The organism is Pseudomonas sp. P1_F7 (assembly GCF_056405655.1).
Map to the genome: position 1 here is coordinate 92,857 of NZ_JBFUBR010000002.1, position 15,533 is coordinate 108,389.

Genomic DNA, 15,533 nt, shown 5'->3' on the forward strand with positions numbered 1-15,533 from the left:
CAACCGCAACGAGGAGCTTGATAGCTATGGAAAAAGTCATCTATCTGCTGTGGCGTAATACTCAAGTCAGTCCTGATACCTTCGCCGATCGCCTGCGCAGTGAGGTCGCCGGGCAATTGCAGGCACTCGGTGCCCGTGGTGTGCAATTGAACCTGTCCGATGCCGATGTGCAGCCTGCAGCCGGCCTGCGCCAGGAAAACAACCGACCATTGCCCGATGGCAGCCTGTCGCTGTGGCTGGACAGTGCCAACGGGCCGGCACGTCTCCCTTTCGACCATTTGATCAGTGCGGCAACGGCACGCATGGCCGCCTACCTGGTCTGCGAGTCGGTCGCCATCGCCAATACTCGCTTCCCTTCAACGCCCGGTGAACGTACCCACGGGTTTGCCCAGTTGGCCCTGCTGACCCGCCCTCCACGCCTGACCCCCGAGGCCTGGCTGGACATCTGGCGCAACCATCACACTGCGGTGGCCGTGGACACGCAAGATAACTTCCAATACGTGCAAAACCTGGTGGTGTTGGCCCTGTCGCACGGCGCCCCACGGATCGATGCCATCGTCGAGGAATGTTTTCCGCCAGCTGCCATGACCGATCCCCGGGCCTTTTTCGATGCGGTGGGCGACGAAGCGAAATTCCAGCGCAATCTGGCCGCGATGATGGACAGCTGCAGCCGCTTCATCGATTTCGACAAGATCGACGTGCTGCCCACCAGCCAGTACTGCCTGTAGGACCGGGAAATCGTCATGCGTGAAGCCCGGATAATCCATACCTGCCCTTGATTATCGAGCCTGAAGCGCTTTGCGCATGAAAACCCGAGCGAACCATCCTCCGTGGCCCGGCGGGTTTCCTGATAACCCGGTTTTTTATGGATGTCGATGTTCTCGATCATCAACTCATGGGTGTAACGGGAAAACCACGGAACAGCAGGAGCGCACCGAGAAGGAGCATTGAGGCTCGTTTCTCCGAGGAATCAATCGCAGAGACAATTTTTTTGCTGAAGATTCCTCTGTGGCAATGCCGAGAATGTGCTTTTTCGAGGGAAAAATGGCAGTGCTTTGACCTGGTTTGTTAACCCGGCCAAGGGCTTTTTTATGGCTGATTCGATCAAACTCCCCGATTTTCCCCATGGAATCTGGAAAAAAAGACGAAAAAAAATGGCGGGGCTCTCGGCTGCCTTCCGACTCGCCGCAAACCCAGTAATGGTGCAGGCTGCGCGACAAAAGATGGCAATGTGCGACTAGCCAGGGACACTGCCGTTGGTCAGCAAAATTGATCAAAAAATGAACGGACACGGTTTTTTTCGTTCAGAATACGCAACAGGTGGCACGGGCACTGATCCTCACCTGACCCCAGAAGCGGAAGTTAAACCTCATATGCACCAAGTGCGAAAATGAGGTTTTTTATTACCTGAAAATGGAAATAATCGAATGACTAAAAGATCATTCGCCAAACTCGCTTTTATCTTGGCAGCGTAATGCCGCAAGATAAATCAATAGAACGGCTGGATCTTGACTGCAATCAGCAACGGCAAACTCCAATCAARCCGTGCTGAAAGTCATGTTGATTCACTGTTAGAACAAAGAGGTTGTCATGGAACTTAGTATTCTTTCTTCACCAGTCGGGGAGTATTTACGTCTGGGAGTTGTATATTTCCATCTTATCGCCTGCTGCGTTGCAATTGGACTTGTCTTGACCAGTGACATTGCAATGGTCAAGCAACTTCTGAAGGGGGATGCTTCAGGTCATCATGATGACGCGCATATGGAAAGTCTTCAAAACACCGTATCGCTTGCACTTGTAGCGCTTTGGATTACGGGCATTGGTATTGTCGGGATCGATTATGCCGGCAAGGGGATGGAGTATTTCCTCAATCCCAAACTGCAAGCCAAGATCGGCATAGTTGTGCTGTTGACCTTTAACGGCTTCCTGTTGCATAGCGCTGTATTGCCGGCGCTGAAAAAAGCCGGTTCGTTACTGAAACTCTCCTTCAACCTGCGCATGCTGGCGCTGTTCTCCGGCGCCCTCTCTGGCGTGTCGTGGTTCTATGCCGCCATGCTGGGTGTTGGTCGTCCGCTGGCCTGGAAGTACTCGCTGGTGGAGTTGCTGGCAGCCTATCCGGTTCTCATCGTCGGCGGTTTCGGGGCGATGGTACTGCTCACTGCCTGGGCAAAAAACAGAGACACCGAAGCGCGCATGGAGCAAGGCACCTGGAAAACAGGCAACGCCGCCCTGGCTGGCTGGTGAATCCAGGTTGAACAAGCAAGTTCAGCTTTAGCCAATGAATCCCGCTTTAACTGTTAACAAAGTCTCACTTGAGGATACCCAAATGAAATCCATGAAAGTTCTCTTCGTAGTCGCCACTCTGACCGCTTCTTCTCTGGCAATGGCCACAGGTGGTGGTGATCGGACCTTCGCACGCATGGAGTCGGCCCGGAAAGTCTCGATGGAAACCTACCAGGTTGCACAGAAACAGAAGGCTGAAGCCGCTGTCGCTGAAAGCAAGGCCAAGGCAGCCGATCACACCAACAGCTGATCTGTTGTACGGCCTCAAGCCTCAAATGCAGCACCCAAGGTGCTGCTGGCGCCGGTTTGACCGAGATCCTGCTGACACAAAATCTGTTGTGTTTAATCCACAGTCCAAGCAGCCCTTCGCCAAGGGCTGCTTCGTTTACAGGCCGCCGTGACAGGCAGCGATCGGTTTTCATCTCCAATAAATTGCTTCATCGGTAAACTCCCCTCGCTCCAATTCAACTTTGGAGCTCTACGATCCTGAGCCAAGGCCAGCGAGCCTGATAACTTTTCGCCTTCTGGTCGAACAAGTCTGGCCTGGGATTCTTTGGATTGATTCTAACTAACCCGTGCTCTGTGTCGGCCAGGCCGTTGGGCGCATAGACCTCGCCCGTTTCAACATCCAGACCAACGCAGGTACCGGCAATCAGGTAGCGATCAATCCCGTCTTTCGCCGACTGAAGCTGAGGATATTCCCCGCCAAACCGCTGGCTGTACCACAGGTGAACGCGAGCCTGATTCTTGAACTCAACGTTCACGTCAAGGTGGTTGAACAGACGTTGAGCGGATTGGATGACCTCATTCTCGGCTTCCCATGACAGATCATCATCGAAGTAAAAGACGTCGTAATCCTTCACTCCCCACCCTGCCGCTCGCTGTGACTGATAATTCCAGACGGCCTGGAACAAGCAACCGGCCGTGAGCATGCACTGGTTCAAACCGAGCTCAGGCAAGCGATCAGCAATTTCTGCGTTTACTGGATTGGTCATTGCGATCCTGACCAGGCTTTCGACAGTCAATGTCATCTTCATCCCTTCTAAATCGATCAAGTCCTGGCGACCGACAATACCGCCAACGCTTTACAAATACGCGAAAAACACCGCCCTTTGCTCACCCTCGGCCAATCTGGCGCGAATCATGCGTCATTCAACGGTATGAAGTCGGTGCTGGCTATGTGGATGACACTTTTGAAGTGAGCCGCCTCAGTGTCTGCCCCGATAATCGATAGCTTACTGACGAATTGTCGAGGTCAAGCATGACGAGCGCAACTATGGAACAAGTCAGCCCAAGAACGCTGAGAAGAGTGATTGTGGCCGCCGGCATCGGCAATTTCGTCGAGTGGTTCGACTTCGCCGTCTATGGCTTTCTGGCCACGACCATCGCCCAACAATTTTTCCCCAGTGGCGATGCCAGTGCCGCGCTGCTCAAGACCTTTGCGGTATTCGCCGTGGCCTTTGCGTTTCGGCCCCTTGGCGGGATTTTCTTCGGCATGCTGGGCGACAGGATCGGCCGCAAGCGAACCCTGGCGATGACCATTCTGCTGATGGCCGGTGCGACGACCTTGATCGGTGTGCTGCCCAGTTATGCGGCGATCGGGGTCATGGCGCCGATTCTTCTGTCCCTGATTCGTTGCGCCCAGGGCTTTTCCGCCGGGGGGGAATACGCCGGTGCCTGTGCCTACCTGATGGAGCATGCACCGAGTGATAAACGTGCCTGGTACGGCAGCTTCATTCCGGTGTCGACATTTTCTGCCTTCGCCGCGGCAGCCGTGGTGGCCTACGCACTCGAGGCGTCCTTGTCGGCCGAAGCAATGGGCAGTTGGGGTTGGCGTCTGCCGTTCCTGATTGCCGCACCCTTGGGCCTGGTGGGTCTTTACCTGCGCTGGAAGCTCGATGAGACACCGGCATTCCAGGCGGTGACCCAGGAGCATGCAGTCGCACACTCCCCACTCAAGGAAACCTTGCGCAACCATGGTGCGGCTATCTGCTGCCTGGGTGCTTTTGTGTCACTCACGGCACTGTCGTTTTATATGTTCACCACCTATTTCGCGACTTACTTGCAAGTCGCGGGCGGCCTGAGTCGCGCCACAGCGTTGCTGGTGTCGCTGATTGCATTGCTGTTCGCTGCGGCGATCTGCCCGCTGGCCGGGCTGTATTCGGACCGGGTCGGGCGTCGAATGACGGTGATGACGGCTTGCGCGCTGTTGATTGCGACCGTGTATCCATCGTTTCTGATGGCCAGCTCCGGCTCGTTCGCAGCGTCCATCGTCGGCGTCATGCTCCTGGCGATTGGCGCGGTGTTGTGTGGCGTGGTCACTGCGGCCTTGCTCTCGGAAACCTTCCCTACCCGTACTCGCTACACCGCCTCGGCCATCACCTACAACATGGCGTATACCCTTTTCGGCGGCACGGCACCGTTGGTGGCGACGTGGCTGATCAGCACGACCGGCAGCAACTTGTCGCCAGCGTTCTACCTGATTGCGATTGCATTGCTCGCGCTGGCGGGTGGGCTGGCATTGCCGGAGACTTCGAGGATTTCCCTGCATGACGTTGCGTCGCAGGAGAAAGGCGCAAGAGTGAGCGCATCCGCCTGAAACACCAAACGAGCCTGTCCTGGGCCCGGTGCTGTTCAATCGCAAAGGTGTTGCGGATCAACCGCCCCGGATTCACACGCTACGCTAGTGCCTGAGTCTTTCCTGACATCAGGCATTAACGTAGCGAAAAAGGGGAATCAACCCGTGCAGGCACTCTTCTCGTTTCTCAATGCCAACCCTTACATGTTGCTGTTCCTGGTGGTGAGCCTGGCGGTGCTGGTTGGCCGCTTCACCATCAAGGGTTATGGGTTGGGTACCGTCGGAGGCGCCATCGTGGTTGGCAGTGGCATCGCCATTGCCGCCTCCCTGTATGGCATCACGTTCAAGCTCGACACGTTCACCATGAACCTCTTCTACTACCTGTTCATGTACGGGGTCGGTTTGCGCGTCGGTCCCTCCTTCCTCAATAGCCTGAAGGATGACGGGCTGAAGTTCACCGTCCTTGCGGTCATTTGCAGTTTGGTCAGTCTGGCCGTGGTGGTCTTGGGCACGCGTCTTTTCAACTTGCCGACCGGCGCGGCCGGCGGAATCCTCGCCGGGGCCACGACCATGTCCTCGGCCATCGGCTCGGCTGAACAGGCGGTTGCCTCGGGTGCCGTCCACCTCGCACCGGGCGACACCGTCGAGGGGGTGTCGGCGATGATTACCCTGTCCTATGGCATTACCTACATCTGGGGCACCGTCGGCATCGTCCTGATGTGCAAATACATGCCGCGCTGGTGGGGGGTCGATGCAAAGGCGGCAGCCCGTCGTTATGAGGAACAGCATGGGATGCATGATCTCGAGGACGACGGCCTCACCGCCGACAAGGCCTTCGGATTGCGTGCTTACCGGCTGGAAAACCGCACGACTGCCGGCCTCACCATCCGCGAATTTCTCGCACGATTCCCGGAGTATCGCATCGTCAATGTGCATCACGACGATGAGTCGACAGGGGCAGATCCTGATCTCCAGTTGCAGTTGGGGGATGTGATTACCCTTGGCGGCACACGTACAGGTCTGACCGCCAACATCGGTCTTATCGGCCCGGAAGTCGACGACGCCAAGGCGCTCGCCGTCCCCCTGGACCACGCGGAGATCCTGGTGACAGAGAAAACCGTCATCGGCAAGCCGCTCAAGGAGTTCCGCGGACTGGACCTGGCGGGGCAGCTTCAGTTGACTCGCATCCAGCGCGGCGGTGTACCACTACCGGTAGGGCCGGAGACCCGGTTGCAACGCCGCGACGTGCTTTTCGTCACCGGACTGTCCAGCGCCGTGCAACGCGCGGGCGAGTTGTTTGGCGTCATCGCCCGGCCCAGTAGCATGACCGATTTACTGACGTTGTTTGCCGGGATGACCCTGGGGCTGTTGATCGGTCTGATCCAGTTCCCCGCCTTTGGCGCTTCTGTCGGCCTGGGCAGCGCTGGCGGCCTGATGGTGTCGGGCATCATCGTCTCGTCGCTGTCCTCGCGCCTGCGTTTCTTCGGCAATACGCCGAACGCAGCGCGTAACATCCTTGAGGACATGGGCCTGCTGGTGTTCGTTGCCATTGTCGGGATCAATGCCGGTGCCACCCTCCTCGCTCAACTGACGGGTACGCTCGCCGTGCAGATATTCCTGGTGGGCTTCGTCGGCTGCATGCTGCCGCCGTTCGCCGTCTGGGTGGTTGGCTATCACTTGATGAAGATCAATCCGGCGGTACTGATGGGCGGCATGGCCGGTGCCCGCAGTCATTCCGGGCCGTGCCTGGAGGCGGCGGCGGAAATCGGCAGCAACGTGCCGTGGGTCGGTTTTCCTGTGGCGTTTGCTGTGTCAGGAGTCCTGCTGACGGTCCTCGGCTACTTCGCCATGGTCCTGGCGAATTGACGCTGGCCCGAGCCAATTAAATCACCTGTGGCGAGGGAGCAAGCTCCCTCGCCACAGGTTTGCACGGTGCCACTAAGGCAACGCATACACCCTGAACAGTTTTTTCACGGTATCGTTGGTCCCGCCCAGGTACTGGTCGTAGGCCTTTTCTACAAAGCCCGAGTAATAGGCTTCACTCAGGGCCATATCGACCAGCAAGCGGAAGTCTTCGTCATTGCGCTCCACGATCATCGCCACCGGCGAGTACTCGAAGATGCGGTCCAGGAGCATCAGGTTCTTCGCCGCGCCTTCCTTGGCGATTTCGTTTCGCAGCAGCATGCGTTCGGAGAAGAAAGCATCGGCCTTGCCCTCGGCGACCAGCTTTATGCCCTCGTCGTTGTTGGCCACGGTCACCAGCGAGGCAATCACGTTGAGCAGACGCATCTGCTGGCGAATCCAGTCTTCGGTCACCCCGCCCTCGATGGTGGCGTAGGTGTGGTTGGCCAGACCATTGTTGATGCTGGCACGCCAGGTCGGTCCGGTATTGGCCACCTTGCCATTGAGCACATTGAGCAAGGATTCAGCCGCATCGTTGCGCACCACGACCGAGAGGCCGGCGGTGTAGATCGGTATGGAGTAGCTGATCATCTTGCGCCGTTCCAGGGTGGGCGGTGTCGGCGTGCAGAGGATATCGACTTTACCCTGGCTCACGGCGTTGACCTCGTCCGAAATCTTGACGAGCTGGTAGCGCACTTGCAGGTCGGGCAGGCCCAGCTCGCTCTTGAGCTTGTCGGCGACTTTCAGGCACAGGTCGATGGCATAACCGCTGGCCTTGTCGCCTTCCTGCTTGCTGAAAGGCGCCAGGTCCGGCAAGTAACCCAAGGTAAAGGTGTGGCTGCTGCGCACGCGTTCAAGGGTGTTGGCGCCGGCCACTAGTGGCAGCGTCAAGAGGGCGAAGGCAAGCAGCAGTCTGGTGGTTGTGGCAAATGGTACGTTCATGTCCGGCTCCCCGTATGCAGATGTCTGTGCAGTCCTGTTGGCCACGCCTAAGGGTTTGCGGCCCTGGCCTGGTTGGCCGCTGGCGCTTCGGTGAAGCGCTTGGCGAGGAATCCATAGAGCAGGTAGCCGAAAGCGAGCACCAGGGTGCCGCCCATCACTGCGTCCTTGCCGCAGGCATACAGGGCGTACAACGAGTACGTTACGGCGATCAGCAAGACCACCACGTTACGCGTGTGAATCGCCGACGAGACCCCGGCCTTGTGCATGATCACCAGCAGGCCGGTCAGCGCAGTGATATAGGGGATCAGGTTGGTGACCGCTGCCAGGCTGACCAGCTTGCTGAACTGGGCGGCGGCGTCGGGCGAGATGGTCGACAGGGCCATGAGGGTCTGCAGCACGCCACAGACGATCATGCCAATGACGGGCGCATTCATGGCGTTGACCTTGCTGAACAACTTGAGAAACAGGTTCTGGTCAGCCGTCATCTTCGCAGTTTGCGCCAGAGTAAATTGCCAGCCCAGCAGCGAACCGACACAGGCCATGACCGCCAGGGCCATGACGATATTGCCCACCATCGGGTTGAAAATCGTGGCATAGACCAGCGCGAAGGGCGCCGAGGATTTGGCCAGTTCCGCGTTAGGAATGATGCCCTGGATGACAGTGGTCGACAGTACATAGACCACGGCGGCACCCAGGGTGCCGAACAGGCAGGCCAACGGCACATTGCGCTTGGGGTCTTCCACGGCATCGGTGGCCTGGGCCGCCGATTCCATGCCGAGGAAGGCCCACAGGGTCAGGGGGATGGCCTTGGCGATGGCTTCGGAGGTCGGCAGGCTGTTGGGGTTCCAGGCGGCGGCCAGCACATCGGGCTTGAACCAGAACCAGCCGATGATGCTCAGGCCCGCGACCGGAATGATCACGCCCCACACCGTGAAAGCGCCGATCTTGCCGGTGATGCCCGGTCCACCGAAGTTGGCAAAGGTAGTCAGCCAGATCAGCCCGATCGTGCCGACGCACAGTGGAATCGCACCCGTGCCCAGCCAGGGCACGAAGGCCGTCATGTAGCCCACCGCCGAAATGGCCACGGCCACGTTGGCGATGGCCAGTGACAGGAAGTACAGGTACGAGCAGAGGAAAAAGCCCGATTTTGAATGGGCTTCTTCGGTGTAGGCGGACAAGCCGCCGGAGCGTGAGCAGAAGACGCCACACTGGGCAAAGCAGTAGGCGATGGCCATCGAACCGATCGCCGTGAAAATCCACGACAACAAAGAGACGGCACCCAACTGAGCCATATTGGTGGGCAACATGATGATGCCCGAGCCCATCATGTTGACCGTTACCAGCGTCGTGAGCCCCATCAGGCCCATTTTCTTGCTTGAGTCAGCCATCGCAAACTCCTTGCCTTGTTCAGAGTTTTGAACCTGAGCCTGGCGACGTGCAGCACGCGGCCGGACAGGGGCTAATACTTACTGCATCAGACCTTGAGCACGTAACCATAGGCGCGGGTGCGACCGCCTTCGTGTTTCAGGTAGACGCCCTGTAGCTCTGGCGTGAAGCCGGGCAAGCGGTTGATGCCCTCCTCCAGTGCCAGGAAGTACTTGAGCACGGCGCCACCCCAGATCTCCCCGGGCACGACGCACAAGACGCCCGGCGGGTAAGGCAACGCGCCCTCGGCGGCGACGCGACCATCGGCGTCAGCCAAGGGCACCAGTTCGACGTTGCCGCGGATGTACTCGATTTGCGCTTGCTGCGGGTTCATGGCCTTTTTCGGGAAGTGTTCCTTGCGGAACATGTCCTTCTGCAATTGCTGCACGTTGTGCTGGCGGTACAGATCGTGCATTTCCTGGCAGAGCCTGCGGATGGTGTAGTCGCGGTAGCGTTCTTCGTACTGCGTATAGATCGCTGGCAGTACCCGGCTCATCGGCGCGTCATCGCTGATGAAGCGTTCGAAACGGGCGATTTGCGCGGCCAGGTGGCTCATCTTTGCCCAGTCTTCGGCCGGGGTGAGCAGGAACAGAATGGAGTTGAGGTCGCATTTTTCCGGAACGATGCCGTTCTGGCGCAGGAAGTTGGCCAGGATGCCAGCATGAATGCCGAACTCGGTGTAGCTGCCGTCTACCGGGTCGATGCCCGGTGTGGTGAACAGAAGTTTGCACGGGTCGATGAAGTACTGCTTCTCGGCGTATCCAGCAAAGGCATGCCAGCGATCCTTCGGATGGAATTCAAAGAAACGGATGTCGGTGGCGATGGCGTCGGTCGAATGATCCTGCCATGGGCGCCCGTCGATGGTATCCGGCACGAACGGGCGGACCATGGTGCAGGCTTCCAGGATCAGCTTGCGCGCATTGATGCCGAACTTCACGCAGTCGTCCCACAGGCGCAGACCACTGCGGCCCGAGTGAATGCGCGCATTCACATCCAGCGAGGCGAACAGCGGGTAGAACGGGCTGGTCGAGGCCTGGGCCATGAAGGCATTGTTCAGCCGTGCATGATTGCAGTAGCGCGGCTGACCCTTGATGTGGCGGTCCTTCTTGTGGATTTGCGAGGCTTGAGAAAAACCGGCCTGTTGCTTGTGTACCGATTGCGTGACGAAGATGCCGGGGTCGTTCTCGTCCAGATCGAGCAACATGGGCGAGCAATCTTTCATCATCGGAATGAACTGTTCGTAGCCGACCCAGGCCGAGTCGAACAGGATGTAGTCACACAGCTTGCCGATGCGGTCGACCACTTGCCGGGCGTTGTAGATGGTCCCGTCATAGGTGCCCAGTTGAATGATCGCCAGACGGAATGGCCGGGGCAGTTGGGCCTTGTCCGGGGCGACTTCGGCGATCAGTTGGCGCAGGTAGTCTTCTTCGAAACAGTGGGCGTCGATGCCGCCGATGAAGCCGTAGGGATTGCGCGCGGTTTCCAGATAGACCGGCGTGGCACCGGCCTGCAACAGCGCGCCTTGGTGGTTGGACTTGTGATTGTTGCGGTCGAACAGCACCAGGTCGCCGGGGGTCAACAGGGCGTTGGTCACCACCTTGTTGGATGCCGAGGTGCCGTTGAGTACGAAGTAAGTCTTGTCCGCATTGAACACCTTGGCCGCATGTTTTTGCGCCAGCAGCGCCGGGCCTTCGTGGATCAGCAGGTCGCCGAGTTTGACGTCGGCGTTGCACATGTCGGCGCGAAACAGCGTCTCGCCGAAGAAGTCGAAAAACTGCCGGCCGGCCGGGTGCTTGCGAAAGAACTGGCCGCCCTGGTGACCGGGGCAGGCAAAGGTTGCGTTGGCGGCTTCGGTGTAATGCTTGAGTGCATCGAAGAACGGTGGCAGCAGGCTTTCTTCGTAGGCTTTGGCCGCGGTCTCCAGTTGGTTGCCGTAGTACTCGGCATTATTGCTGGACAAGTCGAACACACCATTGACCTGCAAAATCACATCCTGCAGTTGTTTGTAGACCTCCAGGGAACGATTGCTGCGGCCCTGAGAGGCCACCAGGAAGATAGGAATGTCGAACCCCGTACGCTTGATGGAGTCCAGAGCCCCTACTGCCAAGTCCTCTACCGAGAGCACGGCAACCGCAACATCGGTAAAGTCAGTCTGGTCGAGCCGGACGATTTCACGGGAATTACGAAAGCAAGCTCGGACCGCATCGCTGGCAGCGATTTTCAAGGCGTTCATCACCAGAATCTCTCGGTCTGTTTGACGTTGAAGTTCCTGGGACGAGTCTTTGTGGAGGCATCATGTCCCGGGGTCAGGAGCGATTGCCCTATTGGGTATAGTTCATTTTTACTATTTGTTACTTCCTGCCGAATTTTTTAACGGAAATTAATCCAAAGGTTTTAATCCTCAGCAATCACGCACAACGCTTAATTGTGGATGAAGCACCCCATCAGTTGCATTCAACCTTTGGGGTGCGGCTCATCAGGTGCGCCCTGCGGAACCTGTGACGGGCAGATTCCCGAGCAATTTGAGCCCGGTGCTCTTCACGAAAGTGTCGTAGTCCATCGGCTTCTCGATTCGGGTCTCAGCGTTAGGCAGTACGTAGGCCCAGGCACGTTTGGACGATGCGTCGTAAACCAGCTTGAACAGACGGGTCGGCACCCAGACCTGGTTGTCGCCGATGGTGGAGTGGCCAGGGTCAAACAGCGGGCCGGTAAAGACAAACACGTTGCCATCGGCTCGCTTGGCAAACTTTCGGACATCGGACTCGACCTTGCTCCAGATCTTGCGGTTGTTGGTCGGGTCTTGCGGCACCATGTTTGAAAGCGCAAAGGACTGGGCCATTGCATTGGGGTTCGGTGCATCGGCGGCCGGGGATTGATGGCCACGGTCCACGGCCGGATGCTGGCTGCGGTAGTCGCTCAACTCCGCGCGCCCACTCTTGGGAATGCGTGGGTCCGGATAGAACTGGTTGGTGCGCTCCTCCCCTTTGGCATCTTGCAACTGGGCCGCGTTCAGGCGTTCGACCACAACCAGCGGGGTCTTGCTGGTTTGCGAGTACAGCACCGCGAAGTTGTCGGAACACAGCGCCAGGGGTTTCATGGATGCAGGCACTGTGGCCGTGTTGATCGGTTTCGCTGCCGGGAACAGATCTGCGCAGCCATCAAACGATGCCTGCTTCTGTTTGTTTGAGTAGAGGTCCAGGGCCGCGTTCTGGCTGATCGAGCCCGAGCGGGACGCTTGTTCGTGTTGCGCGGTGGGCGGCTTGAGGAGATCCAACAGGCTGCGGGCTTGCGCCCCGGTCGAGAGCAAAACAAGGGCCGACAGCCCAACTGCAATTTTGCGTAGGTGCATGGGTTAAATCTTCGAAAGGAATAGAGGGATAAACGTACGGCGAGTCCCATTCAGGGAACTGGGTGGAGGCAGTTGCTGATTATGTGGCGGCGAGCATGCTTTCACTGTCCTTGATCAAATTACCGATGCGGGGCCGGTCGGTTCCGGGCATTTCGACCGCTGAGGGTCGTGCGGGGTTTATTGACCATGACAAGATACGTTAGTGCCGGACGGCGGTTGGATTCTATTCGCCAGTGCTCGTCGAAGAAGCGGACCGGATGACATATCCAGTACCGCTCGATACCCTTTCGCCCCCGGCTGCCTGACAGCAATTCAGGCCAAACTCACTCCATCCAGACGAACAAAAAATGAAATCCTCCGCAGGTTTGTTGTTGTCAGGTATCGAGCTGGACCGTGCCAGTTCGACCCCCTTGTACCGCCAACTCTACTTGCAGATTCGCAAACAGATTCTCAGTGGCAGGATTCAGGGAGGCGTACGCCTGCCATCGACCCGGACCCTGAGCAAAGAACTGCAGCTTTCGCGAATCAGCATTCTCAATGCGTTCGATCAACTGATTGCCGAAGGTTTTCTGACGTCGCGGACCGGGGCCGGGACCTATGTCGGCCATGAGTGGGAAAGCCGCGGTATCGATGACGATGAGCACAAGCGCCAGCCGCCTCGCCTGTCCGACCTGAGCCAGTCCATGCTGTCGTTGCGTAGCGACTATTTCCGCGGCGTTTCCTATGCGGGCTGGTCCACCGGGAGCCCGACCTCGTTCCTGCCCAGTCACAGTGCTTACGATGCGTTTCCGCAATCGGTCTGGAAGCGGCTGATGAATCGCCACCTGCACAAACCCACCAAGGCCATGCTCGGCTATGGCGAACTGCAGGGATTGCTGGCCCTGCGCGAGGCGATTGCCGAGTACGTCTTCGATGCCCGTGGCATTGATTGCAGCGCCGATCAGGTGGTCATCGTGTCCGGCGCCCAGCAAGCCTTCAACCTGCTGGGCATGCTATTGCTCAATCCGCAGGACAGCTTCTGGATGGAGGATCCGGGGCATATCGCGGCGAGAATTGCGCTCCAGGCCCAAGGTGGCCTGGTCGTGCCGTTGCGTATCGACGAACAGGGGATCGATGTCCAGCAAGGCCTTGCTCAATGTCCTGACGCCCGCCTGGTGTTTACCACACCTTCTCGTCAGCATCCCTTGGGCATCACCATGAGTTATGCGCGGCGCCAGGAACTCATCGATTGGGCCGCCCGCAATCAAAGCTGGATCATCGAGGACGACTGCGACAGTGAGTTTCGCTACAACGGTCGTCCCCTGCCGGCACTCTATGCGATGGATCAATGGGCCCGGGTCATCTACGCGGGAACGTTCAGCAAAGTGCTCTTCCCCTCGCTACGGCTGGGTTACGTGATACTGCCGAACGCCTTGATCGAACCCTTCTGCACCCTGCGGGCGGTCATGGATCGCAGCCCGCCCACACTGCTACAGGCCGTCACGGCAGACTTCATGCGCGAAGGCCACTTTCTCGGCCATATTCGTCGAATGCGCGCCCTGTACCAGGCTCGCCAGCAAGCACTGGTGGAACAACTGCAGAAACGGTTGAGCACTTTCTTCAGGATCACGCCGGTGGAAGCCGGCATGCACCTGATCGCCTGGTTGCCCGCGCATCTCGATGACGACGCCCTGGCCAGGGAACTCGGCCAGCATGGCATTCATACCTATCCCCTGAGCGACTACTGCGTCGAACACGTCTTGCCGCCGGCGCTGCTGATCGGCTTCGCCAGCACCCCCGAGGACCAGGCCGAAGCGCGCGTCGAAGCGCTGGCCCAGGCCTTGAGCACAATGGGCTACCTGCAGCCGGCCACTTGACCCAAGGCAAGTGGTCTTATGAATTAACTGATAATGGATCTATCGAGAGTTCCTGACTGGCGCGATAAAGGCTGCGCCGGTAGACCCGGTGTCTGAACCAGGAACGACTCGAATGAACAATAAGATCCAGGAACGATTCAACGCCTTGCTCAGCCATAAGGCTGTCGAGGCCGAGGCTCCCCCCCTACTGAACGAGGCACTGGCCCGCCAGTTGCTCGACCGACTGGCGCAACTGCGCCTGTTTGCCCATGCCTACCCCTTGCTGACCAACCTGACCCACGGCCGCGTGACACCTGCCGACCTGCTGGACTTTGCCTATCGCCACGAACTGCAGGGCCTGAGCCTGCACCTGCTCGACGGTGAGGAAAACAGTCTGAGTCAAATGACAGCCGCGCAGCTTCAGGCGTTCGCCGCCAAGGCCAATGCACTCGGGCTGGACGTGCATCTGGAAATCAGCAGCACCCTGAAAAAAGATGTCGATCAAGTGATCGCCATTGCCAAGGCGCTGGGCACCCGCAACATCCGTGTCTACTCACGCTACGAAGGGGCGCTGTCCCGGGTCATGGACGTGATCGAGTCAGACCTGCATTACCTCGCGCAGCAGGCAGACGAGCACGACCTGTTCTTCGACTTCGAGCAGCATGAGGAACTCAAGAGCGGCGAGATCGCGCAACTGTTGAACCGGCTGAACCACCCTCGGCTGCATGCCCTGTTTGATTTCGGCAACATGATCAATGCCTGCGAACAGCCCCTTGCGGCACTGCGCAACCTCGCGCCGCACATACGCCAGACCCACCTCAAGGGTGTGCGCATCGTCCCCGAGCAAAACGCATTCGGCCATTACGGCGTGCTGCAAGGCAGTGACGAAGACGACCTGCCCAGCGCACGCATGTTGTTCGAATTGCTGATGCTCGGCGAATCAACCCCGCAAGTGATCGCCTTCATTCTGGAGCAGGAAAACCACTACGTCGCCCCGGCGTTCCGCCAGCTCGACGAAGCCGCCGACCCGTTCATTGCGTACCGGGAAATGAGTGAAACAGCGCTGCCGGAAGGCTTCTCGCTGGAGCAAATGCTGGCCGGTGAACACCGTTGGGCCAACAACCAGGTCGCCTATGTACGAGGTCTGCTGGCCGAGTTCCGAACCCTGGCCGAGTTGACCCTGGCCCATTGCGCTAACGCCTGAACCTGACGTGCCGAC

At 58.4% G+C, this 15,533-nt stretch carries 12 protein-coding genes; 7 read left to right on the forward strand and 5 right to left on the reverse strand.

All coding sequences use genetic code 11. From position 1 onward, the window contains the following. The first annotated feature begins 26 nt into the window (after positions 1-26). The 3 genes from AC1D1M_RS02150 (at position 27) to AC1D1M_RS02160 (ending at position 2,533) form a co-directional block, all read left to right on the forward strand. Positions 27-728, forward strand: coding sequence for an EthD domain-containing protein (locus tag AC1D1M_RS02150; protein ID WP_477774306.1), 702 nt, complete (start codon positions 27-29; stop codon positions 726-728). An 862-nt stretch (positions 729-1,590) separates the two neighbouring features. Beyond that, on the forward strand, positions 1,591-2,244 hold the full coding sequence (locus AC1D1M_RS02155; protein WP_477774307.1) for a hypothetical protein: 654 nt from the start codon (positions 1,591-1,593) through the stop codon (positions 2,242-2,244). Between the two features lie 82 nt (positions 2,245-2,326). After that, the gene (locus tag AC1D1M_RS02160) at positions 2,327-2,533 is read left to right on the forward strand and encodes a co-regulatory protein PtrA N-terminal domain-containing protein (RefSeq protein ID WP_477774308.1); all 207 of its coding nucleotides are present in this window, start codon (positions 2,327-2,329) and stop codon (positions 2,531-2,533) included. Between the two features lie 214 nt (positions 2,534-2,747). Here AC1D1M_RS02160 and AC1D1M_RS02165 read toward each other — a convergent pair whose 3' ends face one another. Then, a complete protein-coding gene (locus AC1D1M_RS02165) occupies positions 2,748-3,314 on the reverse strand; it encodes a nucleotidyltransferase family protein (RefSeq protein ID WP_477774637.1) in 567 nt (188 codons plus the stop codon). A 230-nt stretch (positions 3,315-3,544) separates the two neighbouring features. Between AC1D1M_RS02165 and AC1D1M_RS02170 the strand changes: the two genes are divergently transcribed. Both AC1D1M_RS02170 and AC1D1M_RS02175 read left to right on the forward strand, forming a co-directional pair. Continuing rightward, positions 3,545-4,882 (forward strand): MFS transporter, encoded by a 1,338-nt coding sequence (locus AC1D1M_RS02170; protein ID WP_477774309.1) that lies wholly within the window; start codon positions 3,545-3,547, stop codon positions 4,880-4,882. Positions 4,883-5,026: 144 nt separating this feature from the next. Then, on the forward strand, positions 5,027-6,727 hold the full coding sequence (locus AC1D1M_RS02175; RefSeq protein WP_477774310.1) for an aspartate:alanine exchanger family transporter: 1,701 nt from the start codon (positions 5,027-5,029) through the stop codon (positions 6,725-6,727). Between the two features lie 72 nt (positions 6,728-6,799). Here AC1D1M_RS02175 and AC1D1M_RS02180 read toward each other — a convergent pair whose 3' ends face one another. From AC1D1M_RS02180 to AC1D1M_RS02195, 4 genes are all read right to left on the reverse strand, one after another. Next, on the reverse strand, positions 6,800-7,705 hold the full coding sequence (locus AC1D1M_RS02180) for an amino acid ABC transporter substrate-binding protein (protein ID WP_477774311.1): 906 nt from the start codon (positions 7,703-7,705) through the stop codon (positions 6,800-6,802). A 47-nt stretch (positions 7,706-7,752) separates the two neighbouring features. Beyond that, positions 7,753-9,093 carry a putrescine-ornithine antiporter gene (potE, locus tag AC1D1M_RS02185; protein WP_477774312.1) on the reverse strand — a complete coding sequence of 447 codons (1,341 nt, stop codon included), beginning with the start codon at positions 9,091-9,093 and terminating at the stop codon, positions 7,753-7,755. Between the two features lie 86 nt (positions 9,094-9,179). Next, on the reverse strand, positions 9,180-11,363 hold the full coding sequence (speF, locus tag AC1D1M_RS02190) for an ornithine decarboxylase SpeF (protein WP_477774313.1): 2,184 nt from the start codon (positions 11,361-11,363) through the stop codon (positions 9,180-9,182). Between the two features lie 243 nt (positions 11,364-11,606). Then, positions 11,607-12,479 (reverse strand): DNA/RNA non-specific endonuclease, encoded by an 873-nt coding sequence (locus AC1D1M_RS02195; RefSeq protein WP_477774314.1) that lies wholly within the window; start codon positions 12,477-12,479, stop codon positions 11,607-11,609. A 347-nt stretch (positions 12,480-12,826) separates the two neighbouring features. Here AC1D1M_RS02195 and pdxR point away from each other — a divergent pair, with 347 nt between their 5' ends. Next, positions 12,827-14,335 (forward strand): MocR-like pyridoxine biosynthesis transcription factor PdxR, encoded by a 1,509-nt coding sequence (gene pdxR, locus AC1D1M_RS02200; RefSeq protein ID WP_477774315.1) that lies wholly within the window; start codon positions 12,827-12,829, stop codon positions 14,333-14,335. Between the two features lie 112 nt (positions 14,336-14,447). Next, on the forward strand, positions 14,448-15,518 hold the full coding sequence (locus tag AC1D1M_RS02205) for a sugar phosphate isomerase/epimerase family protein (protein WP_477774316.1): 1,071 nt from the start codon (positions 14,448-14,450) through the stop codon (positions 15,516-15,518). Positions 15,519-15,533: the final 15 nt, after the last annotated feature.